This is a genomic window from Telluribacter roseus, from assembly GCF_017355915.2.
In the GTDB taxonomy this organism is placed as follows: domain Bacteria; phylum Bacteroidota; class Bacteroidia; order Cytophagales; family Spirosomataceae; genus Telluribacter.
Genome location: NZ_JAFEUV020000030.1, coordinates 1 through 26,767, shown reverse-complemented (window position 1 = coordinate 26,767; position 26,767 = coordinate 1). Strand labels below are relative to the sequence as shown.

Sequence of the window (26,767 nt, the reverse complement as noted above, 5' to 3'; positions counted from 1 at the left end):
GACACAGCGCCGGCGTAGCACTTCGTACTCGGTTTGTTTATAGCTTGCCATAATAAGTACAAGGTTTGACTATTACGGATCTACTCACGCATTAATAATACCCAAGGCTACTCCTAAAGATACTTCCTTTTGGGGATAATATCTACTTTGGCTGCACAGGGACAGCCAGAGGCTGGTTTATATTATAGATATGAGTTTCCAAGATCTAATACAGATGTCCAGAGAGATCAGTAGGTAGAAGAGCAACTAGGAAGGTATTTTGGGCTTCACAAAGATCATGCCTGAATAAATATTTCATGTTTTTTTACTACAAAATATAGTTGTAGCCTAATGGTTAATTATCTGTAAGAGTGGCTGAATAATTGCTGGTCCCTCTATCAGTGACATCCAAAAAACTTCCTTGTCAGGATAAAATTCAACCGTAGTTGTAAGTATACTATTACTGAATAAAGGCCTTGTATTCTCTATTTGCCTTCGATTTTCTATGACGGTATATGTATAGTACTATTTGTTTTACAGATAGTTGTGCTTCTATGGTATTATTCACCTATTGTTACTTCCTGCCCTGGTTTTAGCCTATCCAGCCGGTAATTAAGTAAGGGTGATGTAACTACGCAAAGGCTTTTCACTATAAACCAATAGTTGAAATAGTAAAATATTATTTATCAAAATGGCAAGGAAATTGCTCCCTAAAAAACAATAGCGTTTCAACACACACTTCCTGAACTTTTCCATAAGCTAAATAAGAGCTACCACAAGAAAACTTTTACATTATGCTTTTTAAAGTTTCCCCACTAAGGCTGGCGGTTATCGCGGCCTTCATAGGAGTGTTTTGCCTTTACTCCGGAAAAGGTTGGAGCAGAGAAAGAGAAAAAGCAAAGAGTGCCATTGGCGGTTCTGCCCTGAGATCCGGCCTTACATTATCCACACCTGTTCCGGTAACAGATCGTCCCCGTTACATCAGTATATGTATCTTCAACGTAGAGCAGGGGGATCATTATTTACCTATCATGGAAAGAGCGGCCGCGGCTGGTATCAACTCCTTCCAGTTGAATGTAAACTGGGAGAGAGTCTATTCGCACCGGGGGGCACAGCCCACCTGGGACCAGTACGATAAGCAGGTGGCTCTTGCCAAGAGGCTCGGCTGCAAGGTTTTCCTGAGGATCTGGGTAGCACGTCATGACGATCAGCATTGGTGGCCCAGTAGTACCATACCCGTCTCTAACTTAGGATTGAAAAGAGGATTACTCTCCGGATTTAGCTACTCTGACGAAAATGCCGTAGCTGAAGTAGAGGCCTTTGTTAAAGAAGTAGCTCAGCACTTCCTGCCGGAGCAGCGGGCCGGGCATATCGTTAATATAGCTGTGGCTAACAACAATGACTCTGAGCTTGGGTACGCCATTACGGTATATGATCCAGCCGAGGGAAGAGAAACCATGCAGGTTAATGATTATTCCGGGCATAGTGTCAAAGCCTTTAATGAGTGGCTCCAGAATAAGTACAAGACCATAGGAAACCTGAACAGGCAGTGGGGCGCTGACTTTTCGAAATTTGATATTTATCCACCTGCTGCCCGAAACTACTGGGATGTATTTGCACATAATAGTGGTTTGGATTGGTACCTGTTCAGGCACCATGAATTGAAAAAGTACTCAGACCGGATGGCGCGCGCCATCAAGAGTGTTGATCCTTCGTATAAGTACCTGCTGGACATAGGCAGCTGCTTTGATGGTATTACCCAGACCCGAGGTACCTATGGATTTAAGAGCCTGGGGCAGCTGGCCGACGGGGGTATCAAGGTCAATGACGGCTTCTACTACGACCACCGGTTCTCGATGGACCTGCTCAGAACAAACCTACCCGGCCGGATGATCGGTAATGAGGTATTCCGTGCCAGAGGGCAGGCCGACGAAATGGATATTTACCGCCGTTACTTCAACGAGAGCTTTGAGCACGGGGCCGATTGGATAAATATGGTAGGCTTCGACCAGATGGACGCCTATCCCCGGTGCGAAGCGATTATGCGTGAAATGGCAGACAAATGGCTCAAAAGCTCTGTTCCCGGTATTCATCCCACCCAGACCGTGAGCTATAAGCTTTCGGAGGCGATCCGGCATAGTACCGGAGGGGTGCAGGAGCGCTGGCGGAATGAATACAACGCATCGAGGAAACCCATTAATGTAGTACTGGAGGAGGATCTGCTGGGTGAAGTACCTGTAGAAAATAAGGCTCCCAAAGTAGTAGCGGCGCTTACCAATCAGAAAGGTACTACCGGCAACTGGTTCCAGTACTCGATACCTAAGGAGAACTTCCATGACGAAGACGGGTATCTGGTAAACGTAGAAGCACAAGGACTACCCGAGGGCCTTTCGATGAATGGCTGGAACATAGAAGGCCGGCCTAACAGAACGGGGGATTTCACGGTCAATGTAAAGGTTATAGATAATCTGGGAGCCAGCGTGTCCACTACCTTCACCATAACAGTAGGAACATCAGAGGCTCCAAACCTGGTTAGTTTGTATAAGGCAGGTAACTTCCTGACCCGCCGCTTTCTGCGGTACATCCAGGACGGAGACACTATCCGGATATCAGGTGATACCCAAACGGTAAACATAATGGCCTCCCCCCGTACCGGTACTGTAGGCAGCTATGTATTCACCCTGTCCGGCCCCTACTCAGTAAGTACCGTAGATAGCAAAGAGCCCTATGGCTTGTTTGGTGATAACGGAGGACTGAGCCTATTGCCGGGTACCTACCGCCTTATCCTCAAATCCTACTCCAAAGCAGATATGCAGGGGGATGTTATTAATCAGCAGGTGGTAAACTTTGTAGTGATTGAGGGCGAAGGGGAAAGCAACCAGCCACCGTTCCTGTACAAGACTCCGGTCGGACTCCTAGCCAAAGTAGGGGAGCCATTCAAGTACAAGCTCCACGACAGTACCTTTGTGGATCTGGATGGTACGATTGCTTCTTTCGAAATTACGGGCTTACCCGATGGCTTGAGCGCCAGCGGGCTGACCATCGAAGGTACTCCACAGAAGAAGGGCTACTGGACATCCAAGGTGAAAGCAACCGACAACAAAGGCGCGTCATCTTCAACAGAATTTATGTTCATGGTGACGGCCGATAACGTACCTCCGGTTGTAAAGCAGACCATTCCCGATCAGGTGGCTACCGTCAATAAGCCTTTTGAATACCGCATTCCTGACGAAACCTTCGCCGATCCGGATGGAAGTATCAAAAACGTATACATACTAGGGGCACCCGAAGGATTAACGGCTTCCGGTAATCTGCTGTCGGGCGCTCCCAAAGCGGTGGGTACCTACCAACTCATCGCCGTTGCTACTGATGATGGTAACCTGTCGGTGCAGACTTTCTTCAAAATAAACGTTGTATCGGAGGAAGTACCTAACAAGGCTCCGGTAGTGAATAAGCCGCTACTGAGCCTGCAGACGCTGGCGGGCAAGCCTTATGAGTACCGCCTAGCCGACGATACGTTCGTTGATCCGGATGGTACCATCGCCTCTGTGACCATGACCGACCTGCCGGAAGGATTAAGCTGGGATGGTACTGTGATTAAAGGTACTCCGGCCCGTGGTGGCGAGTGGACCGTGCAGGTAAAAGCTACGGATGATAAGGATGCCTCGGTAACGACTCATTTCAAGTTTATCATTACGGTTGAGAATAGGGCTCCGGTAGTGCAGCATGCGATTGCTGATATGACAACGTTTGTTAACAAGCCATTTGAGTACCGCATACCTGATTCGACTTTTGCTGATCCGGATGGTGAGATCAAGAGCATCGCTATACTAGGCGCTCCGGAAGGACTTACGGCCTCAGGTAGCCAGCTATCAGGGACACCTAAGGCAGTAGGTACTTATCAGCTCATTGCTATTGCGACGGACAACAGTAACGTTTCTGTACAGGCTTTCTTCAAGATCAATGTGGTGGCGGAAGAGGAAGTACCTAACAAAGCTCCTATAATAAACAAACCGCTGCTGAGCCTGCAGACACTGGCGGGCAAGCCTTATGAATACCGCCTGGCCGATGATACCTTTGTTGATCCGGATGGTACCATCGCCTCTGTAACTATGAATGACTTGCCGGAAGGGCTGAACTGGGATGGTACCGTAATCAAAGGTACTCCGGCCCGCAAAGGTGAGTGGACTGTGCAGGTAAAGGCCACCGATAATAAGGGTGCTTCGGTGACGACTCATTTCAGATTTACAATCATTGCCGAAAATGTACCTCCCATCGTGCACAAGCCTGTTCCTGATCTGGCAGCCAAGGTAGGTAAGGCATTCAGCTACCGCCTGTCCGACAGTACTTTTGTTGATCCGGACGGTACCATTATCCGGATTACGATACAGGGAGCACCAGACGGACTGACTGCTTCGGGTAGTCAGCTATCCGGAACTCCTACTACCGCGGGTGAGTACCTGTTAACAGCTACTGCAACCGACGATGCCTCCGCTACCGTTCAGACTACCTTTAAGTTAGTAGTAACAAAGGATAATCTGCCGCCGGTGGTAGCCAACCCTATCCCCAACCAGCTAGCCTCGGTAGGTACAGCCTTCAGCTACACCCTACCTGCCAGCACCTTTACGGATCCGGATGGTGAAGTAGTCCGCATCGAGATCACCGGGCTACCCGCTGGACTAACAGCATCGGGATTAACTATTAGTGGCGAACCAACCGCTTCGGGAGATTTCGTAGTGAATGTTACCGCCTTTGATAACGTCGGTGCTTCGGTTAATACAACCTTCCGAATCAGGGTAGGGGGCGTCAACCAGCCTCCTCAGCTTAGCAAAGAGCTGCCTGAACTGGTAGCCATCGTGGGTCAGGTGTTTCACTTTGATATCAAAGAGTACTTTGAGGATGGAGATGGACAGATCGTATCTATTTCGTATGCTTCTACGCTGCCCACGGGCCTAACCGCCAATGGCTCCCAGTTGGGCGGCAATCCTACCGCAGCGGGTAGCTACGAGGTAAAAGTGAAGGTAAAGGATGATAGAGATGCCGTCACCGAAGTAATACTTAAGATCAAGGTGGAGAAGCCCATACTGTATGCGGATCTGTACCAGCCAGGTAGTATATCGACCCGCAAGTTTATACATCGTATTGCCAACGGAGACGTACTGGATCTATCCAAGCTTCCTAACTCGGTGAACATCTTTGTATCCAGCAATGCCAGCATCACCTCCGTGACGTACGAGATTACAGGTTCGATACCTCCTGTGTACTTTACGGATGATACGCCGCCCTACTTCAGTTTGTACCACGATGAGGCTGGTTTCACACCAATCGCCGGAACCTATACGCTAAAACTAATGGCTTACAATAATGGAGTACTGGTGGCAACCCAGACCTCTACCTTCAGAATTAGTCAGACAGGAGTTCGTATCGCCAGCGATGAGGCCGTAGAGTTCCTGCCTGAATTTAACTCGGAGTCTTCCTGGAAGGCTTATCCCAATCCATTCAGGGATCGCGTACAACTGCAGACCGGTGTACAGAGCCAGACGGGCATAGAGCGTGTAGAGGTACTGACCGGTGAAGGACGCAGCTTACCTCTGGATGCTCAGCGGTGGAAGATGAACAGCGGAGTACTCGAAGTAGACCTGTCCGACGTAGCCACCGCACCGGGTATGTACCTGATGCGAGTTCAGGAAGCCAATGGTAAGCAACGTACCATAAAGCTCCTCAAATCAGAAACCAGATAGTACCTGATATCAAGACTGATGATAACGAAGAAGCCCCTCCATGGGGCTTTTTTGTATAGTACCCATGCGTAGTCCTTTTTCCCGTACCGCCTCCGTTAGTTGGTCCTGGAAGTAGTAAGCCACCGAGCCTGCAAAATGAACAGGATAGGCGGTAGCGTCAGGATGCTTGATCACGTACTTACTCAGAAACAGGCCAAACGCCTCTATGAGGAGCTGCTGAATGTACGGGTGAGTAATGTGCTCGGAAAGAAAGCGGGTAAAGGTGGCAAAGTAGCGATTGGGGAAGGGCTTCTTATAGGCGTTGTCCAGTACCAGAAAGCGATCAGTACCCGGGTAGGCGACGGTAAAGCGTTCCTGAATTTCTTCGGGTAGCTCCCTGTGCAGATACCGGACCACCAGGGTTTTTCCCAGGTAGCCACCACTGCCCTCGTCACCCATCCAGAAGCCCAGCGATCCAATGTTATTAACGATACGCTCCCCGTTGTAAAGGCAGTTGTTGGCACCGGTACCCAGTATACAGGCTATGCCGGACTCATGGCCGCATAAAGCGCGGGCAGCCGCCAGCAGATCACTCTGGACTTCAATGTGAGCCATCGGAAAGCTCTGCTGGAGAGCCTGGCGAACTGGCTGGCTTGATGTTTCGTCGGCGCAGCCCGCGCCATAGAAGTACACCGACTCTATCGCAGGTACCTGAGGTACTACCTCCTGCCGTAGCGCCTCAGCGATCACTTCTTTGGACTGGTAAAAAGGGTTGAAGCCCACCGACTGGAAACGTAGGGGCTGGGCTCCGGTACCGTAGGCTACCCAGTCGGTTTTGGTGGAGCCGCTATCGGCAATGAGTATCATGCTAAATCAGTTTTCCTACTACTTTAAATCGTTCAAAGACCCGGCTGGTGTGGGGGGCATCGGAGAGCTCCCTGGTCAGGTCCTGTCCGGCCCAGTGCTCGTAGTGCTTACCATTACGCCACAGCCTCGACGGGCTTACATCATAAATAACTCCCTGGTAGGCACACCATATTTCTTCCCGATCCTGACCATTGCGCAGGGCCAGCTGGGCACGCGTATATTCTTTCATTAAAATACCATTACTCTATTCCGAAACAGACGAGCAGATGCTGGTCCGCAGCGTTAATAAACAAAAGTTTGAAAATATGATTTAAAAGTCAGAAATTGTACCATGATTGAAAAGGAATATCAAAACCTGTACATGATTTGTTCCATCCTTCGTTCTACTGAAAATAATTAGGTAAGGCTATGAGAAAAAATAAAACTATCCTTTGGTACCTGGTCATTGCATTGGCCATTGTAGTAACGGGCTGTAAAAAGCCGGTACCCCCACTTTCGGAGCGTATTGCCAAAGCCTGGTCGCCCGAAACGGTTACGGAGGGTAGTACAGTGGTATTTACAAAGGGAGGTGCCAGCAATACCCGCCCCGGCTACTCCAACTGGCGCCTGACGCTTAATAGCTCCGGTACGGCTACCTATACTGAATTTGACAATAATACATTTACAGGCCAGTGGGAAGTGCAGGGCGATACTCGCCTGATCCTGAAAAACCTGAATCCGCAGCCAACCGGATCCGGCGGTACTATCGAGTTTACAATCAGCGATTTTACGGATACCCGCATGACCCTCACCCGTACTACAACCAGTGTAAAAACGGGTGGAACCATTAATAAATACACACTTACTAACCCATAATCACACAAGTTCTTGAACGGAGAAGCCGCCTCGCCTCGAGGCGGCTTCTTGCTGTTTTTGGCTAACTTTGTACTATGACACAATCACGAACTGAAATAGGTACTCTGGGAGAGTTCGGCCTGATTCGCCGACTCAGTGAAGGCTTTCAGCCTGCTTTGCCCGATACAATCAAGGGCATCGGCGACGATGCCGCCGTTATGGATCAGGGTCAGGAGTATGGACTCATCACAACCGATATGCTGGTGGAAGGCGTGCACTTCGACCTGGCGTTTTCGCCCCTCCGGCACCTGGGTTATAAGGCCATTTCGGTCAATGTATCGGACATAGCCGCCATGAATGGCGTGCCACGGCAGGTGGTAGTAGGCCTGGGGCTAAGCAACCGCTTCTCGGTAGAGGCCGTGGAGGAACTCTACGCGGGTATAAAAGCAGCCTGCGAAGATTTCAACGTAGATCTGGTAGGAGGCGATACTACATCATCACGTTCGGGGCTGATCATCTCGGTGACGGTATTTGGTAAGGTAGCCAGGGAAAAGGTAGCCTATCGCAATACTGCCCGCCCCAACGACATCCTGTGTGTTACCGGCGACCTGGGTAGTGCCTACATGGGCCTCCAGTTACTGGAGCGGGAAAAACAGGTGTTTATGGCTAACCCCAACATGCAGCCTGAGCTGGAAGGGAAAGAGTATGTAGTACAGCGCCAGCTGAAGCCCGAAGCCCGCATGGATGTAATATATGAGCTGGAAGAAGCGGGCGTAGTACCTACTTCCATGATCGACGTGTCGGATGGACTGGCTTCGGAGATACTGCATATCTGTAGCCAATCCAAAGTAGGAGCCATCATAGTCGAAGAAAACCTACCCATTGATGAGCAGACGTTCCTGGTAGGTACCGAGCTGAACCTGGATCCGGTGACTGCGGCCATGAACGGCGGTGAGGACTATGAGCTGCTGTTTACCATCCGGCAGGACGACTATAATAAGGTCAAGAATAATCCCAAGATCAGCTTCATTGGCTATATCACAGACAAGACTGATGAAGTAATCTTAAGCACCAAGGGCGGCAACCGTTATCCGATTACCGCCCAGGGCTGGAATCATTTCTCCTGATCAGCAGAATTTGGTGTGAAGCTGCTTGGCATCCGCCACAAACTCTTTGACGCGTTGCTCCTCGTCTTTACGGCAGATGAGGAGCACCCCGTCATACTCCGCTACTATGAAGTCTTCAAGGCCGTTGATGACCACTAGCTTATCCTTGGGTGTCTTGATGATACAGTTCTGCGTGTCGTACAGTAGTAGCTGCCCATCCGTTACGTTGTTGTTCTGATCCTTGGTGGATACCTCGTACAGCGACTTCCAGGTACCTAGGTCCGACCAGCCGAAGTCACTCAGTACTACGTGTACATTGTCAGCTTTCTCCATGATACCGTTGTCTACCGATATGTTGCCGCAGTGTGAGTAGGCTTTATTGATAAATCCGGCTTCCTGATCGGTAAAAAAGGTCTTTGATCCATCTTCAAAGATTTCGGCAATCTCAGGCATGTACTTCCGGATGGCCTGCTTGATGGCCCGCGCGTTCCACACAAAGATACCCGCGTTCCAGACGAAGTCCCCGCTCTCAAGAAACTGAACGGCCAGCTCATGGTGAGGCTTTTCAGTGAAAGTCTTTACTTTCTTAACGGTACGCTTGTCGGGAATGTACTGTATATACCCGTAGCCCGTGTCGGGGCGATTGGGCTGGATACCCAGCGTCACCAGTATGTCCTCCTGGCGGGTAGAGGCCAGGGCTACTTTGATGGTATCTCGGAATACCTCCTCTTTCAGAATGATATGATCAGCGGGAGCCACCACTATATTGGCATCAGGATCCTGGGAAGCAATCTTGTAGCAGGCATAAGCAATACAGGGGGCAGTGTTGCGGCGGTAGGGTTCCAGCAGGATCTGATCTTCGCCAAGTGCAGGGAGTTGCTGCTGCACGAGCTCTTTGTACTCCTGACTGGTAACTATGTATACATTTTCGGGAGGACATACTCCTGCAAACCTGTCTACTGTTTGCTGAAGGAGTGATTTGCCGGTACCCAATACATCATGGAACTGCTTCGGATAGGAAGTACGGCTAAAAGGCCAGAAACGGGAACCTACTCCGCCAGCCATGATTACAACATATGTATTTTGCATAAAAGACGTGGCTATTAAGGGTGAACAACTGTTGACAAAGCTATCATTTTTTAAATTATAGAATAAAAACCCTAGTGACTACGCAGGCCTACTGTACTTACATTGGGGCGTACCACTATCTACTAAAGGCCCTTTTTAACCAATATATTGTACTATAGGTTTATAAGAGGGGCGCAAAATTGCACATTTTGAATAATTATTAGAAAAAATATAAAATATTGCTGTATATGGCTAAATTGTGTTTCATATACATTAACCGTAAATCAATTTAATCCTCGGGATCTATGCGAAAAATATTTACTAAACGGGCATCGTATTTAACGATGCTTTTTTTTGTGTGCGGGAGTATAGCCGCTTTTGCCCAGGTAAGGATAGCTGGTAAGGTAACTGATGCCTCTACCCGTGAGTCTTTGGCCGGAGTGAGTATTCAGGTAAAAGGTAAAGTAATAGGTACCATTACGGATACGGATGGTAAATTCAGCCTGACCACCACCACTGCACCTCCTTTTGCGATCACCATCTCGTCGGTGGGTTATGAGACTCAGGAGGTAAACATTAGCGGTGAGCAAAGTAATCTGGACATTAGTCTGAAGGAGCAGCCTATCATGGGGCAGGAGATAGTAGTAGCGGCCTCACGGGTGGAGGAGAGCATCATGCAGGCACCGGTAGCCATCGAAAAAATGGACATTCGCGACATCCGCGCTTCGCCTTCTGCCAGCTTCTATGATGCATTATCTAATCTGAAAGGCGTCGATATGACTACGCAGGGATTGCTCTTCAAATCCATCAACATGCGTGGCTTTGGTACGACCGGTAACCCACGGGTAGTACAGATGATCGACGGAATGGATAATTCAGCACCGGGCCTCAACTTTCCTGTGGATAACATTGTGGGTATGCCCGAGCTGGATGTGGAAAGTGTGGAGGTACTGCCGGGAGCCGCCTCGGCTCTGTATGGTCCTAACGCGATCAATGGCCTCATCCTGATGAACAGCAAAAGCCCTTTCCTGTACCAGGGATTAAGTGCCAGTGTCAAAACGGGGGTAATGAGCGCCAGCAATCGTGATCAGCAGATTACTCCGTTCAACGATGTATCAGTACGGTATGCCAAGGCATTCAATAATCGCCTTGCGTTTAAAGTGAACCTGTCTTACTTACAGGCCAAAGACTGGCAGGCTACCAACTACTCCAACCTTAATGTGGGTGGAGTAGAAAATGGTACGCGCGGTCCGGGCGTAGAAACTGATTATGATGGTGTGAATATATACGGCGATGAGGTACAGGCTAACCTTAATACCGTAGGTCAGACGTTAGCTTCCTTAGGCCTGTTGCCTGCTGCTGCTGTCGGACTATTGCCTAATACCAACGTGAGCCGTACGGGCTATTATGAAAAAGACTTGGTTGATTATAATACCAAGAGCTTTAAAACCAACGTAGCGCTCCACTACCGCCTGAATGAAAAAGTAGAAGCCATAGGACAGGTAAACTACGGGTACGGTACTACCATGTATACGGGTGTAGGCCGGTACTCCCTGCGCAACTTCAACCTGACGCAGGCGAAGCTGGAGCTACGCGGAGACAACTTTACGGTACGTGCCTACACGACTCAGGAGCGTTCCGGACAATCATACGTAGCGGGGCTTACAGCTGTGGCCATGCTTAATGATATCAAGAATCATCCTATATGGTTTGGTGAGTACGCGGGGGCTTTTGTACAGGCACGTACACAGGGTGCTAACGAAGAGATGGCTCATACGGCGGCCCGCCAGTTTGCTGACCGTAACATGCCTCAGCCAGGTACCGAGGCATTTACTTCATTGCTCAATGAGTACCGCAACCTGCCCATTACAGAAGGCGGAAGCGGCTTCCTGGATAAGACCAACATGTACCATGCCGAAGGTCTCTACCAGTTCAAGAATGAGATTAAGTTTATGGATCTATCGGCCGGGGCTAATATCCGTCAGTACCAGCTACGGTCGGGCGGTACTCTTTTTGCCGATACCAAAGAAGGACGTAGTGGTACCATCGGTATCACCGAATACGGCGCATTTGTACAAGCAGGTAAGAGCCTGCTTCAGGACCACCTGAAACTCACAGGCTCGCTGCGTTACGACAAGAACGAAAACTTCAAGGGTCAGTTTACGCCACGGGTATCGGCCGTAACTACCTTTGGACAGCACAATGTTCGCCTGTCGTACCAGACGGGTTTCCGTATTCCTACGACCCAAAACCAGTACATTGATCTGGCAACGCCGGCCGGCGTACTGATTGGCGGACTACCTGAGTTCAATACCCGTTATAATCTGAACAATGGTATCCTGCGTCAGAACCTGGATCCTGCGGTAATTGCTTCCTATGCTACACAACCCGCGGTGATTGCAGCGGCTACTCAGTATGCTACGCAGGCAATCACCCAGCAGGTAACCGCCGCGGTTACCGCACAGGTTAATGCTGCGGTAGCTGCCGGTCAAATACCTAACAATCCAACTGTTATTGCCGGAGCCGTTCAGGCCGGGGTTGGTTCTGTTCTTCCCGGAGCACTTCAGGCCAATCTGGCCGGAGCTGTAAAACAGGTACTCCCTGCATTTGCTCTGGCCGCTATGCCTAAGTACCAGGCTCCTGAGCTCAAGCCCGAGCGCATTGCTTCGTATGAGATTGGCTACAAAGGTATCATAGGCAGAAAGCTCTATTTAGATGCCTACTACTACCTGAGTAAGTACACCAACTTCATCGGAGGTACCGTGATTGTCGTGCCTACGGCACCAGCGGCACCGGGCCTACCCATAGAGTCAGGTGTTGGAAGTGCTAACACACGGGTTGCCTACTCCCGTCCAGCCAATAGCAACGAATCCATCACTGTACAAGGCTTTGCCATCAGCGCCGACTATTCCCTGCCTCACAATTTCTTTGTGGGAGCCAATATGGCTAACAATGAGCTGACCAACTATGTACCTACGCCAGAGCACCAGTTCTCTGCATTCAATACGCCCCGCAACCGCTATAATCTGAGAGTAGGTAAGCGGATTGGTAGTGGCGAGCGCTTTGGCTTCAACGTTCAGTTCCGTCATCAGGATAGCTTTGTGTGGGAGGCCGGATTCGTGCAGGCTACCACTACGGGAGTACCGCTGTTCACCAATACCATAGTACCGGCTATCAGTAACCTTGATGCGCAGGTGAGTGCCAAGCTACCCGGTATCCGGTCTATCCTGAAGGTAGGAGGTACCAACCTGTTTGGTAAGCCTTACGTGCAGGCCTATGGTAGTGCGGCGGTAGGCTCTATGTATTACGTATCGCTTACGTTTGATGAACTGTTGAATCGTTAGGAAAGAAAAGAGTTGACCAATAACAGAAAAGGACGCAGCATACACGCTGCGTCCTTTTCTGTTATATTATATAGGTATATGTTCCTTAGAGAGAAATCTTCTTGTTCTCTCCCTGGTCGTACCGCTCTCCGGTGGCCAGGGCCTTGGCTATTTTATAGGCCTGCACCATGCGGGACGAATTACCATCCCAGTACTCAGCTTCTTTGATATCTACTTTGAGTAGTGCGAGCTCAGGATCTTCCAGTCCCTTGGGAAACCAGGCCTTCAGGATAGGGTTCCACAGCTCTTCTATCTTCTGGCGGTCGGTGACCACACTAGCCGTACCGGTTATGGACACATACGATTGTAATCCTCTATCGGCATAGCTGACATTTATGTTAGGGTGCTGCTTCAGCTCCTCTATCTTGGGGGAATGCTCATTCGTGAAAAACCAAAGGCTGCCATCTTCTTCAAACTTCTGCGTCTGCATAGGACGGCTACGATGGTCGCCATTAGGTTCCATAGTTACTACCATCGCCACTTTTATATCATCGATGATATCTTGAATTTTCTTCAGGTCAGCCTGTGTTGCTTCTTCCGTTTTCATAATTTAGCTTTTTTGTTTTATACCAAAACAGCTAACAAAATAGTGCCAGCGCCCCGGCTCCATATTCACACAGGTAGCCAGGATAGCCATACAGACAGGCAGCAGCGGGTGTTGAGAATAATACCCATACCCTGCTGTTAGATCAGAAGAAAATCAACTAGTTATTATTCCTTAGGGCCAAAGGCCAGATCGCCGGCATCGCCCAGGCCGGGTACTATGTAGTAGTGTTCGTTGAGATGATCGTCCACTGCGCCCAGCCACAGGCGGCACTCGGGCATCCGCTTACGCAGATAGTCTACACCCTCCGGACTGGCAATAACGGAGGCCACGTGGGTCTGGGCGGGTATGCCAAACCTGAGCAACGCGTGGTACACCTTCTCGAGCGAGCGTCCGGTGGCCAGCATGGGGTCCATCAGGATGAGCGTCTTGCCCTGCAGACTGGGGCTGGTAATGTAGTCCATCTCCACACTGAACTCATCACTATTGATATGGTGGCCACGGTAAGCGCCTATGAAGGCATTTTCGGCCTGATCAAACATATTCAGAAACCCCTGATGAAACGGCAGGCTGGCCCTCAGTACCGTAGCCAGCACCACGGGCTGCCGTAAGGTACGCGCAGGAGCTACGCCGAGGGGCGTCTGTACCGTAGTGGGGCCGTAGGGCAGGGTCTTGGAAATCTCATAAGCCAGTAACTCTCCCAGCCGCTCCAGATTGCGCCGGAACCGGATTCTGTCGGTCTGGATGGAAACATCTCTTAATTCGGCCAGAAACTGATCTGCTACGGAGTGTTTCTGAGAGAGGATGAACATAGCGTTAAATAGGTTTAAGAAAAAACAGTAACGATTATACAAATTGTTACCTAATTTGGCACTTTAAAAGGCGAAAAACTCATTGGCACCCTTTATGTGGAGAAAACCAGTGCAAGAAAAGGATTACCTATCTTATGATCCAAAGATATAGTACGTTTTTATTTATTCTGTGTGCTCTTTTAGGAGGTGTGCCCTCGAGTCAAGCTCAAAGTACCTTTATCCCTCTCAATGATGATTATCATCATCTCATTGACCGGCTCGAAATCAAGCGGGGAAAGCTTTCGGAAGGCTTGCACTACGGAGTGAAACCCTTTGAGCGGAGAGCGGTGGTGCAGCTTACCGACACTATACTTAAATACGGTGGCGTAGGGCTCACCGAGATAGACCGGGCCGCTATCCGGTACCTGCGCGACGATAGCTGGGAGTGGACATCCGATACCATCACTGCCTACTACAACAACCCCGGCCGCCTGGGCTCCTTACCCTACCGCAAAAGACGCGATCGTACCTTCTGGAACCATCCGGCCGATCTGTACAGTTTGCACAACGAAGATTTTGACCTGCACGTCAACTTTGCTACTGACAATTTCTACGGCGCCGAGAACAATACCAATTCAGCGCTCTGGTTTACGGGCCGCGGCGTAGAGATCCGTGGCATGATCAATGAGAAGCTGGGCTTCTATACATTCATATCGGACAATCAGGGTACCTTTCCGGAGTATGTACGCAACTACTTCTCGCAGTATACCGAAGACTATACCAATACCTATACTTTCCCGGGCGAAGGCATGGCTAAGCCACTGCGCCGGACGGGTGTAGACTTTATGTCGGGGCGCGGCTATATTACTTTCCGGCCCATCAAAAACATCAGCTTACAATTCGGACACGACCGCAATTTTATCGGGAACGGCTACCGCTCTCTGCTGCTGTCCGACATCAGCGCACCCTACCTGTTCCTGCGAATCGATACGCAGCTGGGCCCTTTCCGCTATACCAACCTGTGGTCGAGCATGATCAATTCGCAGGGGGCTTTCAGAGGGGATTTGCTCCGCGCCCGGAAGTACACGGCCATGCATCACCTGAGTATCAACCTGACCGACCGCTTCAACATAGGGGTATTTGAAGCGGAGGTATTCAGCCGGGGTGATAGCACCGGTAACGGCGGCTACGATCTCAACTACCTCAATCCGATTATATTCTACCGTTTTGTGGAGTCCTACGTAGGGAGTGAAGATAACGCGCTGCTGGGATTTGATTTTCGCTGGCTCCTGGCGCAGCGGTTTTCGGTATACGGGCAGTTTTTGCTGGATGAGTTTCTGACCAGGTACTTCTTTACCAATCAGGGGTCCTGGACCAAGAAGTACGCCCTGCAACTGGGAGGGAAATACGTCGATGCCTTTGGAGTACCCAACCTGGACCTACAGGCCGAATACAACATTGCACGGCCTTTTATGTACTCACACCGCGACGGAGGGCGTAACTACGCCCACTTCGGCCAGCCGCTCGCCCACCCGCTGGGCGCTAATTTTGTGGAGGTACTGGGTATCGTGCGTTACAAGGTATCCCCCCGTCTTACGGGCTACTTCACAGCCATGTGGTCGGACAAGGGACTTGATACCTTCGGCAGAAACTGGGGTGGTAACATTATGCTGGACTACGAGACGCGAACCCGGAGTTTTGGTAACTACATCACCCAGGGCAAATCAGCCATTACCACGTTGGGCGACCTGAGACTGTCCTATATGCTGGCGCATAACCTGTTTGTGGAAGGCCGCTATCTGGGGCGCCGCACCAGCTACCGGCGCGACCCCGACCATAAGACCAGTATGGCTACAATAGGCCTGCGGTACAACATCGCTAACCGACAGCATACTTTTTAGACGCTTACTTTACACTTAGTATAACCAGCACCATGAATTTTCAGAATATTATTGAGCAGGAGTTAACCGAAGCCCAGCGCGTACTTAACGCTTTTCTGGCTGATCCAGCTCACCAGGAAGCCATCGAAAAAGCGGCTACCCTCATGGCCGAAGCTATCAAAAGCGACCGCAAGATTATCTCCTGTGGTAACGGGGGCTCCCACTGCGATGCCATGCACTTCGCCGAAGAGCTCTCGGGCCGCTATCGCGACAACCGCCGCTCTCTGCCGGCCATTGCTATTTCGGACGTAAGCCACCTGAGCTGCGTCGGCAATGACTACGGCTTTGAGTACGTGTTTTCGCGCTACATAGAGGGATTGGGCCAGGCCGGTGATGTGCTATTGGGTATCAGTACCAGCGGTAATTCCGGCAATATCATCAGAGCCGTAGAGGCAGCCCGTGCCAAAGGTATGAAGGTCATTATTCTTTCCGGTAAAGACGGTGGAAAGCTGGCTGGCCTGGCCGATGTCGAGATCCGGGTGCCGCACTTTGGCTACGCCGATCGCATTCAGGAGATCCATATCAAGGTGATACACATCTTCATTCTCCTGATCGAGAAGATGGTACTGGGCGAGTAGGTAGTTAGGTAGTAGCTGGTTAGGCGTTAGGTAGTAGAGGTATGGATTAACTGGCACTTACTTCCGGATGAGGCAAGCTTCGCGTACGACATAAATAGCAAGAGGGTGAAACGGCAACCGTTTCACCCTCTTTTGTATTGGTAGGGTTGATCTACCTGAGGGCTACTTCTTGAATACCTAAGTACCTAAGCCCTAACAACCTACTAGCTACTTCGTCCGCTTCATTGTCCACTTAATTCCTTCCAGAACGTGCTTCATGAACAGAGGCTCCTCGAACGATTCGTTGGTGTGGCCTCCGCCGGTGTAGAAAGCCCGACCGCCGTCGTACTCGTGGTACCAGATAAACGGATGGTTGCGTCCGTTACGTCCTCCCTCGTAGGTTGATTCATCAAGCGTAGCCAGTACCTTGATACCCGGCTGAATGCTCTTGTAGCTGTACCACTCGTCGAAGCGCTTCCAGCGCTCAGGCAGGAAGCTAACCGTAGGGTGCTCCCGGTTCCAGACATGGATAATAGCATTCTGCTGCTTGGGGTGGTGCAGGAAGTAAGCACCTACCAGCTTGTTGTACCAAGGCCATTCGTACTCGGTATCAGCGGCGGCGTGTATGCCTACGAAGCCACCTCCCTTCTGAATGTACTGCTCAAAGGCCGCCTGCTGCTCCTGATTCAAGATATCGCCCGTAGTACTTAGAAACACGATGGTCTTGTACTTGCGCAGGTTGTCGTACGTAAAGACAGAGGCATCCTCCGTGGTATCTACCCGGAAGTTATTCTTCTGGCCTAGCTGATAAAGAGCCGTCCTGCCGGTAGGGATGGACTGGTGGCGGAAGCCAGCCGTTTTTGAAAATACCAGCACAGCATCTCTGGTAGTCGATCTTCTGGTTTGTGCAGTACTCGTAAATGACACAGAAGTAACGCAAAGCAGGATAAGCAGCAGATAAATGTGTTTCATGGGTTCGTGTTTATAATGTTATTGATAAAGCAAAAATAGAGAGCCAGCTACTATTTATTTTCTACGCTTCATGGCCCAGAGTATACCTTCCTGCACGTGCTGCATAAACAGAGGCTCCGAATAGGATTCTTTGGTATGGCCTCCGCCGGTGTAGAACGACCGGCCGCCGTCAAACTCGTGGTACCAGGCAAAGGGGTGAATGCGGCCGTGTTTACCTCCTTTGTAGCTGCTTTCGTCCAGCGTGGCTATCACTTTGAGGTTGGGCTGCATATCGCGGTAGTTGTACCATTCGTCGAAGCGGTTCCAGCGGGCGGGTAGTACGCGTGTAGCCGGATGGTCCCGGTTCCAGACGTCGATGGAGGCATTCTGAGGCTTGGGGTGGTCCAGGAAGTAGGCCCCTATGAGCTGGTTGTACCAGGGCCACTTGTACTCGGTAGTCGTAGCGCCATGGATACCCACAAATCCGCCTCCTTTGCGGATGTATTCCTGGAACGCCTTTTTCTGCTCCTCATCAAATACCTCACCCGATGTACTCAGGAAAACCAGAGCCTTGTATTTGCGTAGATTGGCAGAAGTGAAAGCAGAGGCGTCCTCGGTAGTATCTACCCGGATGCCAATCTTTTTGCCCATTTGGAGTAAGGCTAGTTTCCCATCTGGGATGGACTGGTGGCGAAAGCCTTTGGTCTTTGAGAATACCAGGATGGCATCCTTACGGGGTGGATTGGGGGAAATAGCATCAACAAAAAGAAAGAGTACTGTTAAGGAAAGCAGAGAGACTAACAGAGATTTCATAATGCGCTAAATGGACTTGGACTACAAGATAAAGCCGTACAGTAGGTAGGCCTTACTTGCATAAGTACTCGTTTTTTTACAGAATTACCAAACCAAACTAATCGACTATACCATGAGAGTAAGGCCTGCCGCCCTGATTATAGACAATGATTCCATTCTTACGATGCAGTACAGCTACGGTAACACCGATGTATATATGTTGCCCGGCGGGAATCCTGATCCGGGCGAAAGTCTTAGAGAAGCGCTGCAAAGGGAGTTGCACGAGGAGCTGGGCGTGGAGGTTCAGGTAGGGGAGATGGTCCTGTGTGGGGAGGTGATTGATTGGGGAGGTAAAGAAGATACGCTGCACTGTGTTTTTGAGGTAAAGGGCCTTACCGGACAACCCGAGTTAAATGCTGAACACACTACTGCAGTCGCCATCACCTGGGTACCTGTTTCGGAGCTACAAAGCCTGATATTGTACCCACAGGTAGGTGTTAAACTCCTTGCTCATTTGGAAGGTACTTTACCCTCCACTCACATCGGTAGAATAGAGCAGCCTTTTGTATAGATGATTATTCCCAAAAGTGACACCGTGTCACTTTTGGGAATAATCAGAGTAGATTAAAATTAATATAACTAATTATATAGTTCTATAACTAATAATTTAGCTATATTTATCAGGCTTACAATCATCTACTCTAATTAGCATCTGGTATGATACATAACTACCTGAAAGTAGCCCTGCGGAACCTGATCAAGCACAGGTACATTTCGCTGATCATGGTAGGTGGGTTAGCGGCCAGTATGGCGGCTTTTCTGCTGATTACCCGCTATGTATTCTATGAGTTGAGCTACGACGCCTTCCACCAGAAGGCTGATAACATCTATCGAATCCGATTGGATGATTATAAGAATGGAGTACTGACCAACAGCAGTGCCATTAGCTACTATGCCGAAGCACCCGCCATCATGGAGGCTTTTCCGGAGGTACAGGATTTTGTACGGTTGCACGAGGCCGACGGCATGATCAGCTACCAAAATGGAGCGGGGGCAGTAGTTAGCTACCACGAGAAGAGGGCGTTTTATACGGATTCTTCTTTTTTCAACATATTCTCCTTTCCCCTCCTAAAAGGTTCGGCGGATCGGGTGCTGCGCCGGCCGGAGTCGGTGGTGATATCAGAGTCCATGGTGCAGAAGTACTTTGGCCGGGAAGAGCCCGTTGGAAAAACTCTTACCTTAAACTCAAACTGGAAAGGAGGTACTTATGTCGTTGAAGGGGTGTTTGCTGATTTTCCTCCGAATAGCCATTTTCATTTCGACTTTCTTTTTTCAATCCGGAATCTGCTCACCAACAACCAGTTTGCTAATGGGGGATGGTACTGGACCAACTTCTATACCTACCTGCTCCTGAAGCCAGGTACCTCAGCAGAATCGCTGGAAAAGCGGCTGCCGGGCCTTATCGAAAAGCACATTGGTAAGCAGTTGAGGAAGTACAAGGTAGAACAGAAGTTTGTCTTACAGCCCCTGCGGGATATTCACCTCTACTCCCGAATGCCTTCTGAGATCAAGCCTAACGGGAAGATAGAAACCATTTATATCCTGGTGTTGGTGGCTCTGCTCATCCTTGCGATCGGGTGGTTGAATTACATTAATCTTACGACTGTCCTGGGTATCGAACGCACCAAGGAGGTAGGTATCCGCAAAGCTCTGGGATCGGGCAAGCAGCAGTTGGTCAGGCAGTTTTTGTTTGAATCTTTCGTAGTTAATCTTAGCTCGCTCTTTCTTGCCGCCCTCCTGTTTGTAGTGGTACTCGCTGTCTTTGATGGCTGGATCCATACCCCCATTGGGTATACGCTGTTTCAGCAGCCCGTTTTCTGGGTGGTTGCAGTTATCATCTTTAGCCTGGGGTTCTTTCTTTCCGGGTTCTATCCTGCCTTTATTCTTTCTTCCTATAAGCCCATAGCCGTTCTGAAAGGACGTATTTCCCGGCATGTAGGAGGCGAGTTACTCCGCAAGGGCCTGGTGGTGTTTCAGTTTACCGCCTCGGTAGTTTTGATCATAGCTACTATTGTGATCAATCAGCAGCTCAACTTCATGCAGAACCAGGATCTGGGGATGAGCATTGAGCAGAAACTGGTGGTGAAAGCTCCCAAGGTACTGCAGTCGGAAAGCTTTATGAACGAACTGGCTCTTTTTAAGGAAAGGGTAGGGGAGAATGTGGGAGTCAAAAACGTAACGGCATCTTCGGAAGTACCGGGTCAGGAGATTTTCTGGACCCAGGAGTTTAAGCGTTTTCAGGATGCCGGTGCTGATTTCAAGCTGTGTAGTATTCTGGCCGTGGACGAAGATTTTATTTCAGCCTACGAAATAGACCTGCTAGCCGGCCGAAACTTCCATGAGAATGTACTGCTTGACGACGGTGCCATTATCATTAACCAGACTGCGCTACGTGCCTTCGGTTTTCCAACGCCCGAAAGTGCCATTAATCAGGAGATCGGAGATGTAAATCCCAAACGGATCGTGGGGGTCGTGCAGGACTTCCACCAGCAGTCCCTGAAAATGGTGAATACTCCCATTCTGTTTTACCACATCCCCTGGAACAGTACGTACCTGACCATTACGCTACAAGGCAAGGCACTGCGAAGTACCCTTCCGGCTATTGAGGCTACTTATCAGGAAGTCTATCCGGGTAATGCGTTTGAATACTTCTTTCTGGACGACCACTTTCAGCAGCAGTACAAGTCGGAGGAGCAACTGGCTAAATTGTTCAGTGGGTTCTCGCTGTTAGCGGTAGGTATAGCCTGTCTGGGGCTGCTGGGGCTGGCTATGTACACGGCCAAAAACCGTACGAAGGAAATAGGTGTGCGTAAAGTATTGGGAGCTAGCGTAGGGAGTATTGTGGTGTTACTGTCGAAGGATTTTCTCAGGCCGGTAGGCCTGGCCGTGGTAGTAGCTTCCTGCCTGGCGTGGTACGCAATGGAGCGTTGGCTGCAGGACTTTGCGCATAGAATCGAGCTAGCCTGGTGGGTATTTGCCTTAGCGGGTGCTTTGGCGGTGGGCATTGCCCTGATAACAGTTAGCTTTCACAGCATTAAGGCGGCGATGATGAATCCGGTAAAGAATCTGCGGTCGGAATAAGCAGCCTTTGTTACTAGTTGTACTTGCTTCTAAAAAAGAAAAGGTACTTAGAACTCCTTTCGGACTCTAAGTACCTTTTTATATAATTCAAATACGAATTAAGCCATCTCCATTTTATTGGCGTAGCGCTTGCGGTCGTTTTCGTCCAGATATATCTTCCGCATCCGGATGTTCTGAGGCGTTACTTCCAGGTACTCGTCCTTCTGGATGTATTCCATCGATTCTTCCAGTGAGAAGTTGATCTTCGGAGCGATACGCAGACCGTCGTCCGAGCCGGAAGCCCGCATGTTAGTCAGCTTTTTGGCTTCCTGCAGGTTCACTACGATGTCGTTAGGGCGGTTGTGCTCGCCAATTACCTGTCCACCGTAGATCTCCTCGCCCGGCTCCACAAAGAAGCGGCCACGATCCTGTAATTTATCAATGGTATAACCCGTAGCAGTACCGGTTCCTTTTGAGATGATCGAACCACTGATACGGCCTGGGATAGGTCCACGGAATGGCTCAAAGCTCTTGAAACGGTGCGTCATTACGGCTTCACCCTGGGTTGCAGTCAGTACGTTAGAACGCAGACCGATCAGACCACGTGAAGGAATCTCAAACTCAAGGTGCTGCAGGTCGCCCTTGGGCTCCATGATCAGCAGTTCACCCTTACGCTGGGTAGCCAATTCGATTACCTTACCGGCAAACTCCTCCGGTACATCCACCACCAGGGTTTCAACAGGCTCGAGGCGCTGGCCGTTTTCATCTTCTTTATATAGTACCTGTGGCTGACCTACCTGTAGTTCGTAGCCCTCGCGACGCATGGTCTCAATAAGTACTGACAAGTGCAGGATACCCCGTCCGTATACCAGGAACTTATCTTCAGTATCGGTAGGCTCTACGCGTAGCGCCAGGTTTTTCTCAGTTTCTTTCAGCAGACGGTCACGCAGGTGGCGTGATGTTACGAATTTGCCTTCCTTACCAAAGAACGGTGAGTTATTGATGGTAAAGAGCATATTCATGGTAGGCTCATCTACCGCGATACGTGGGAGTGGCTCAGGATTTTCGGCATCGGCAATGGTATCGCCAATCTCAAAATCCTCGATACCGGTTACAGCACAGATATCACCGGCCGAAACCTCGCTTACCTTTTGCTTACCCAGTCCTTCAAATACATTAAGCTCTTTGATGCGTACCTTCTTGTTCACACCGTCAGCCTTACACAGCGTTACGGCCGAACCTTCTTTCAGTGTACCACGCAGTACACGTCCGATGGCGATACGACCTACGAATGCGTTGTAATCCAGTGAAGTGATCTGCATCTGTACAGTACCTTCGTTTACAGGAGCCGGTGGAATTTGCTCAATGATTGTATCCAGCAGGAAGGTAATATCCGTAGTAGGCGTCTGCCAGTCCGGACCCATCCAGCCCTGCTTCGACGAACCGTATACAGTTACAAAGTCAAGCTGATCTTCGGTAGCACCCAGGTTGAACATCAGGTCAAATACACCTTCCTGTACTTCCTCGGGGCGACAGTTTTCTTTATCTACTTTATTAACCACCACGATAGGCTTCAGACCTAGCTGAACAGCCTTGCTCAGTACGAAGCGCGTCTGTGGCATAGGACCTTCGAAAGCATCCACAAGCAACAGCACGCCGTCGGCCATTTTGAGTACACGCTCTACCTCACCACCAAAGTCGGCGTGGCCCGGTGTATCAATTACGTTGATCTTTACATCCTTGTAGCGTACCGATACGTTTTTGGAAACGATGGTAATTCCACGCTCACGCTCAAGATCGTTGTTGTCAAGAATCAGGTCGTTGAACTCCTGATTGTCGCGGAATAGCTTTGAAGCATGAATGATTTTGTCAACCAGCGTAGTTTTACCGTGGTCAACGTGCGCAATAATTGCGATGTTACGAATGGATTGCATGTATTTTATTACTGTTTTCAGTTCTAATAGATAATCGGGCAAAAGAGTTCAGCCTGCTACTCTGACCACCAGGGCTTCATTATGAAGCTATTACTCAAAAGGCCTTTTTACCCAAATAAGCCGCAAAGGTACGGACTTTATTCTCTGTATAACAGTTTTTTACAATTTTAAATCCATTGTTTTTGAAAAAAGAGTGATTAATCTGAGAGAAATGCAAATGGTGTGTTAAGCCAGTGTTAAGAAAGGTCCAACTCCGACTGTACCACCGGCTGAGTCTGTACGGCTTCCCAGCCAAGCATAGCCTGTTTGCGGGCGGTACCCCAGCGGTAGCCCCCCAGTCCGCCTACCTTCTGTAGTACCCGGTGGCAGGGGATCAGGTACGCGATCCGGTTGCTGCCGATGGCCGTTCCTACCGCGCGCTGGGCGGTTGGTTGTTCAATGTACTGTGCTACATGGTCGTAGCTAACAAGTTTCCCGAAGGGGATCCGCAGCAGCGCTTCCCATACCTTGATCTGGAAGTTGGTGCCCCGCAGCAGCATGGTTATAGGACGATCGGGCGTAGCGGCGGTAGAGTAGAAGATCTGTTGGATCAGGGGAAGGGTAGCGTCGGCGTCTTCCTGCCAGGTGGCGTTGTGCCAGTCGGTGCGTAGTTGTTCAAGGATAGTACTACGGGTTTCTTCCTCCACAAAGCGCAAATCTGTAATGCCCCGCTCGGTCAGAGCCAGCAGGCACTCGCCGAACGGCGTCTCGTGGAAGGCGTATCGTATGGTCAGACCTTCACCCTTGGCCTTGTACTCGGCGGGGGTCATGGCTTCGTAGGTTACAAACAGGTCGTGCAGGCGACTGGGGCTGGAAAGCCCCGAGGCATAGGTAGCATCAAACAGATTCACCTCCCGTACCAGTTGTTCCTTCGCAAACTCCTTGGTTAGGTACCGCATAAAGCGCTGCGGACTGGTACCCGCCCACCGACTGAACAGCCGGGTGAAGTGGTACTCCGACAACGCCACGTGATCCGCAATCTCACGCAGGCTGGGCTGCCGCTTATAGTTCTCCCCAATGTAGCGGATGGCTTTCTCGATGCGCTGGTAGTCCAGTAAGGGGCTGCTTTGCTCTTCCATAGTAGTAGTCTGTTTACCAACCAAAGATACGGCCACAGGGAGAGGCTCACAATCTGAATCTTGCTATTGTTTAGGTGAAGGTAATTTCCACCGTTCCACCGTTGTAAGAGTTATCTCCCACGGCTTAGCCAGACAACTCCTGTGCATCCCGCCGTACAATTAGAAAAATGCCATACAATTAGAAAAATAAGGAGCGGCCACTGACGCTTATGTTTACCTCCTGCCCCTGGCGCGGCCCCCGAACGGGAGTCACAGTAGGAGAACCCGCGGAGCTGGCGGAGATAACTCCGCCAATGGCAGAAGGCATAAACTACAAAGATGTGACTCACCGGACCTTACCCAAGGTTATTTTAGTTAGAGAGCTAAAAGAGAATCCAAGTAGTTATTGGATACTAATTCCGACGGGCGTTTGGCGTTAGCAGTTATTATATTTCCATCTTTACTAATCAGAATATATCTTGGAATCCCACTGATTTTATACAAGCTGGTGATCATATTTGAATCTGCTACAAACTCAGAGTTTTGTAGGCCGTGCAATCCTTTAATTTGTGAGTTTTTTCTCAAAAATTTCTTCCATCTCTCAGTGTCCTCATCTATTGATACATAAAGAAACTTTAAATCCGGATGATTTGAATATCTCTTCGATAACTTTTTGGAATATTCCAATTCATCTACACATGGGCCACACCACGTCGCCCACACATCTATGTATACAAGATTTCCTTTAAGGCTGGAAACGCTGAATGCTTTTTCGTTAATATCCCGCATTTCCAGGTCCTTCATAGGCATCCCACTCTTCAATTCATGATAATCTGCAAGGATATAATTCAGCCCCTTCAAGTATTTGGAGTCAGGATAGTCCTTCTGAAACAAATCAATAAGTTTTACTTCCAAATCATAATCCATCCGGGAATCATACGACATATGAGCTACAAATAAAGCTAGTAGCAATTCTTGATAATCGTTCAGTCTTGCGTCTTTTACAATTGCTCCTTTAACGTATTCGTACTTATCTGTTTTTACTCCATTGTCATAATGATAGTTTAATATATCATCAAATATAGGCCCCAGTCTATTACTCAAAGACCGTGTGTAGGATGGATAATTAATAAAGTTAGGATGCAAGCTTACATCTTTGAACGCACCAGATAACGTTGAGTCTAAAACGACGCTCATATCATTGTTGCTTATTTCTTTATAAGCGAATTGAGTGTCAAAATGCATGCGTTGAGTAATTCCAAAAAGGGAAAGTTTATCAATTAGTATTTTTCGATAGTGATTTGAAATAGATTTGTCTTTTTCTATCTGATTTTTTAATTCTGTGCCAAATGTTGTAAGGCTATCTAGATACACCTGTTGTTCTGAAGAAGATGCAGATACATATCTTGCATAGTTTGCGTTTACATATTCCTGCCCTTCTCTCGCATTCAAATCAATTTTATTATAATATGCATTAATGATTTTTAAATCCCCTTCAAAGGTAGGGAGCCCATTCTCAATCGTAAGATCAATAGTTGATCTTGGCTCTAAGTACAGGGTCGTGAAGAATTTCGATTCGCCAACTACCAATGATGCATCGAGGGTGTCATTTTGGATAAATTCAATTCTTGCACGCCCTGAGGAATCAAACTGAGATTTATAAATCTCCTTAGGCCCAGTAGGTAAAATAGTAGATATGTTCAGCGATACTTCCATTCCAGCGCATTCTCGACAAGAGATATTTATTTGAGTTTTATCCTCTTTCGAGGAAGAAACACAACTTTCAACAAAAAGGATGGAAATAATTGTGCAGAGAATTGGAATGAGTGATTTCATGCGCTTTGTGATTATAAAAACTGAATCAATATAGCGCAAATTCATATCTATATCATTTTACACTATACTAATTTATTGTACTTCTGGATTTTCACCGTCGTGGGAGTTATCTCCCATATCCTAATCAAAGAACAATCTCTGTCTACCCCACTTATTAATGCGTGAGTAGATCCGTAATAGTCAAACCTTGTACTTATTATGGCAAGCTATAAACAAACCGAGTACGAAGTGCTACGCCGGCGCTGTGT

18 protein-coding genes are annotated in these 26,767 nt (G+C 49.1%); 8 read left to right on the top strand and 10 right to left on the bottom strand.

The features are described from left to right. Positions 1-773: 773 nt before the first annotated feature. Positions 774-5,720: a putative Ig domain-containing protein gene (locus tag JTN23_RS25520; RefSeq protein ID WP_247237957.1), complete on the top strand. Its 4,947-nt coding sequence runs from the start codon at positions 774-776 to the stop codon at positions 5,718-5,720. A gap of 9 nt (positions 5,721-5,729) precedes the next feature. Here JTN23_RS25520 and JTN23_RS25515 read toward each other — a convergent pair whose 3' ends face one another. Next, positions 5,730-6,566, bottom strand: coding sequence for an N-acetylglucosamine kinase (locus JTN23_RS25515; protein ID WP_247237956.1), 837 nt, complete (start codon positions 6,564-6,566; stop codon positions 5,730-5,732). A 1-nt stretch (position 6,567) separates the two neighbouring features. Then, the gene (locus JTN23_RS25510; protein WP_247237955.1) at positions 6,568-6,795 is read right to left on the bottom strand and encodes a cytochrome b5 domain-containing protein; all 228 of its coding nucleotides are present in this window, start codon (positions 6,793-6,795) and stop codon (positions 6,568-6,570) included. 179 nt (positions 6,796-6,974) lie between these two features. On the opposite strand from JTN23_RS25510, the gene JTN23_RS25505 reads away from it, so the two are divergent. Together JTN23_RS25505 and thiL are read left to right on the top strand one after the other, a co-directional pair. After that, on the top strand, positions 6,975-7,421 hold the full coding sequence (locus tag JTN23_RS25505; protein WP_247237954.1) for a hypothetical protein: 447 nt from the start codon (positions 6,975-6,977) through the stop codon (positions 7,419-7,421). Between the two features lie 74 nt (positions 7,422-7,495). Then, complete coding sequence (gene thiL, locus JTN23_RS25500) at positions 7,496-8,527, top strand: thiamine-phosphate kinase (RefSeq protein WP_247237953.1); 1,032 nt, start codon at positions 7,496-7,498, stop codon at positions 8,525-8,527. On the opposite strand, the gene JTN23_RS25495 is transcribed toward thiL, so the two are convergent. Beyond that, complete coding sequence (locus JTN23_RS25495; RefSeq protein ID WP_247237952.1) at positions 8,528-9,595, bottom strand: mannose-1-phosphate guanylyltransferase; 1,068 nt, start codon at positions 9,593-9,595, stop codon at positions 8,528-8,530. Positions 9,596-9,918: 323 nt separating this feature from the next. Between JTN23_RS25495 and JTN23_RS25490 the strand changes: the two genes are divergently transcribed. Then, positions 9,919-12,918: a carboxypeptidase-like regulatory domain-containing protein gene (locus JTN23_RS25490; RefSeq protein WP_247237951.1), complete on the top strand. Its 3,000-nt coding sequence runs from the start codon at positions 9,919-9,921 to the stop codon at positions 12,916-12,918. A gap of 85 nt (positions 12,919-13,003) precedes the next feature. Here JTN23_RS25490 and JTN23_RS25485 read toward each other — a convergent pair whose 3' ends face one another. Both JTN23_RS25485 and upp read right to left on the bottom strand, forming a co-directional pair. Continuing rightward, positions 13,004-13,504, bottom strand: a complete 501-nt coding sequence (locus JTN23_RS25485; RefSeq protein ID WP_247237950.1) for a pyridoxamine 5'-phosphate oxidase family protein — start codon at positions 13,502-13,504, stop codon at positions 13,004-13,006. Positions 13,505-13,668: 164 nt separating this feature from the next. Beyond that, positions 13,669-14,313: a uracil phosphoribosyltransferase gene (upp, locus tag JTN23_RS25480; protein ID WP_247237949.1), complete on the bottom strand. Its 645-nt coding sequence runs from the start codon at positions 14,311-14,313 to the stop codon at positions 13,669-13,671. A 188-nt stretch (positions 14,314-14,501) separates the two neighbouring features. Between upp and JTN23_RS25475 the strand changes: the two genes are divergently transcribed. Beyond that, positions 14,502-16,193: a hypothetical protein gene (locus tag JTN23_RS25475; RefSeq protein WP_247237948.1), complete on the top strand. Its 1,692-nt coding sequence runs from the start codon at positions 14,502-14,504 to the stop codon at positions 16,191-16,193. Between the two features lie 32 nt (positions 16,194-16,225). Continuing rightward, positions 16,226-16,810, top strand: a complete 585-nt coding sequence (lpcA, locus tag JTN23_RS25470; protein WP_247237947.1) for a D-sedoheptulose 7-phosphate isomerase — start codon at positions 16,226-16,228, stop codon at positions 16,808-16,810. Between the two features lie 207 nt (positions 16,811-17,017). Here the strand turns inward: lpcA and JTN23_RS25465 are convergent, their stop codons facing one another. Continuing rightward, complete coding sequence (locus tag JTN23_RS25465) at positions 17,018-17,761, bottom strand: ThuA domain-containing protein (RefSeq protein WP_247237945.1); 744 nt, start codon at positions 17,759-17,761, stop codon at positions 17,018-17,020. A gap of 54 nt (positions 17,762-17,815) precedes the next feature. Further along, on the bottom strand, positions 17,816-18,553 hold the full coding sequence (locus JTN23_RS25460) for a ThuA domain-containing protein (protein WP_247237944.1): 738 nt from the start codon (positions 18,551-18,553) through the stop codon (positions 17,816-17,818). Positions 18,554-18,665: 112 nt separating this feature from the next. On the opposite strand from JTN23_RS25460, the gene JTN23_RS25455 reads away from it, so the two are divergent. Together JTN23_RS25455 and JTN23_RS25450 are read left to right on the top strand one after the other, a co-directional pair. Continuing rightward, positions 18,666-19,103 (top strand): NUDIX domain-containing protein, encoded by a 438-nt coding sequence (locus JTN23_RS25455; protein WP_247237942.1) that lies wholly within the window; start codon positions 18,666-18,668, stop codon positions 19,101-19,103. A gap of 146 nt (positions 19,104-19,249) precedes the next feature. Next, positions 19,250-21,673 (top strand): ABC transporter permease, encoded by a 2,424-nt coding sequence (locus tag JTN23_RS25450; RefSeq protein WP_247237941.1) that lies wholly within the window; start codon positions 19,250-19,252, stop codon positions 21,671-21,673. A 98-nt stretch (positions 21,674-21,771) separates the two neighbouring features. On the opposite strand, the gene typA is transcribed toward JTN23_RS25450, so the two are convergent. The 3 genes from typA to JTN23_RS25435 all read right to left on the bottom strand — a co-directional run bounded on the left by typA (position 21,772) and on the right by JTN23_RS25435 (position 26,519). Then, the gene (gene typA, locus JTN23_RS25445) at positions 21,772-23,586 is read right to left on the bottom strand and encodes a translational GTPase TypA (protein WP_247237940.1); all 1,815 of its coding nucleotides are present in this window, start codon (positions 23,584-23,586) and stop codon (positions 21,772-21,774) included. Between the two features lie 236 nt (positions 23,587-23,822). Next, positions 23,823-24,704: a methylated-DNA--[protein]-cysteine S-methyltransferase gene (locus tag JTN23_RS25440; RefSeq protein WP_247237939.1), complete on the bottom strand. Its 882-nt coding sequence runs from the start codon at positions 24,702-24,704 to the stop codon at positions 23,823-23,825. Positions 24,705-25,058: 354 nt separating this feature from the next. Further along, complete coding sequence (locus JTN23_RS25435) at positions 25,059-26,519, bottom strand: TlpA family protein disulfide reductase (protein WP_247237938.1); 1,461 nt, start codon at positions 26,517-26,519, stop codon at positions 25,059-25,061. Between the last annotated feature and the right edge of the window lie 248 nt (positions 26,520-26,767).

Coding starts and splice junctions, on each gene's coding strand:
- thiL (WP_247237953.1), top strand. CDS start 7,496: ATGACACAATCACGAACTGAAATAGGTACTCTGGGAGAGTTCGGCCTG.
- JTN23_RS25450 (WP_247237941.1), top strand. CDS start 19,250: ATGATACATAACTACCTGAAAGTAGCCCTGCGGAACCTGATCAAGCAC.
- JTN23_RS25490 (WP_247237951.1), top strand. CDS start 9,919: ATGCTTTTTTTTGTGTGCGGGAGTATAGCCGCTTTTGCCCAGGTAAGG.
- JTN23_RS25465 (WP_247237945.1), bottom strand. CDS start 17,761: ATGAAACACATTTATCTGCTGCTTATCCTGCTTTGCGTTACTTCTGTG.
- JTN23_RS25435 (WP_247237938.1), bottom strand. CDS start 26,519: ATGAAATCACTCATTCCAATTCTCTGCACAATTATTTCCATCCTTTTT.
- JTN23_RS25440 (WP_247237939.1), bottom strand. CDS start 24,704: ATGGAAGAGCAAAGCAGCCCCTTACTGGACTACCAGCGCATCGAGAAA.
- JTN23_RS25460 (WP_247237944.1), bottom strand. CDS start 18,553: ATGAAATCTCTGTTAGTCTCTCTGCTTTCCTTAACAGTACTCTTTCTT.
- upp (WP_247237949.1), bottom strand. CDS start 14,313: ATGTTCATCCTCTCTCAGAAACACTCCGTAGCAGATCAGTTTCTGGCC.
- JTN23_RS25455 (WP_247237942.1), top strand. CDS start 18,666: ATGAGAGTAAGGCCTGCCGCCCTGATTATAGACAATGATTCCATTCTT.
- JTN23_RS25515 (WP_247237956.1), bottom strand. CDS start 6,566: ATGATACTCATTGCCGATAGCGGCTCCACCAAAACCGACTGGGTAGCC.
- typA (WP_247237940.1), bottom strand. CDS start 23,586: ATGCAATCCATTCGTAACATCGCAATTATTGCGCACGTTGACCACGGT.
- lpcA (WP_247237947.1), top strand. CDS start 16,226: ATGAATTTTCAGAATATTATTGAGCAGGAGTTAACCGAAGCCCAGCGC.
- JTN23_RS25520 (WP_247237957.1), top strand. CDS start 774: ATGCTTTTTAAAGTTTCCCCACTAAGGCTGGCGGTTATCGCGGCCTTC.
- JTN23_RS25495 (WP_247237952.1), bottom strand. CDS start 9,595: ATGCAAAATACATATGTTGTAATCATGGCTGGCGGAGTAGGTTCCCGT.
- JTN23_RS25505 (WP_247237954.1), top strand. CDS start 6,975: ATGAGAAAAAATAAAACTATCCTTTGGTACCTGGTCATTGCATTGGCC.
- JTN23_RS25510 (WP_247237955.1), bottom strand. CDS start 6,795: ATGAAAGAATATACGCGTGCCCAGCTGGCCCTGCGCAATGGTCAGGAT.
- JTN23_RS25485 (WP_247237950.1), bottom strand. CDS start 13,504: ATGAAAACGGAAGAAGCAACACAGGCTGACCTGAAGAAAATTCAAGAT.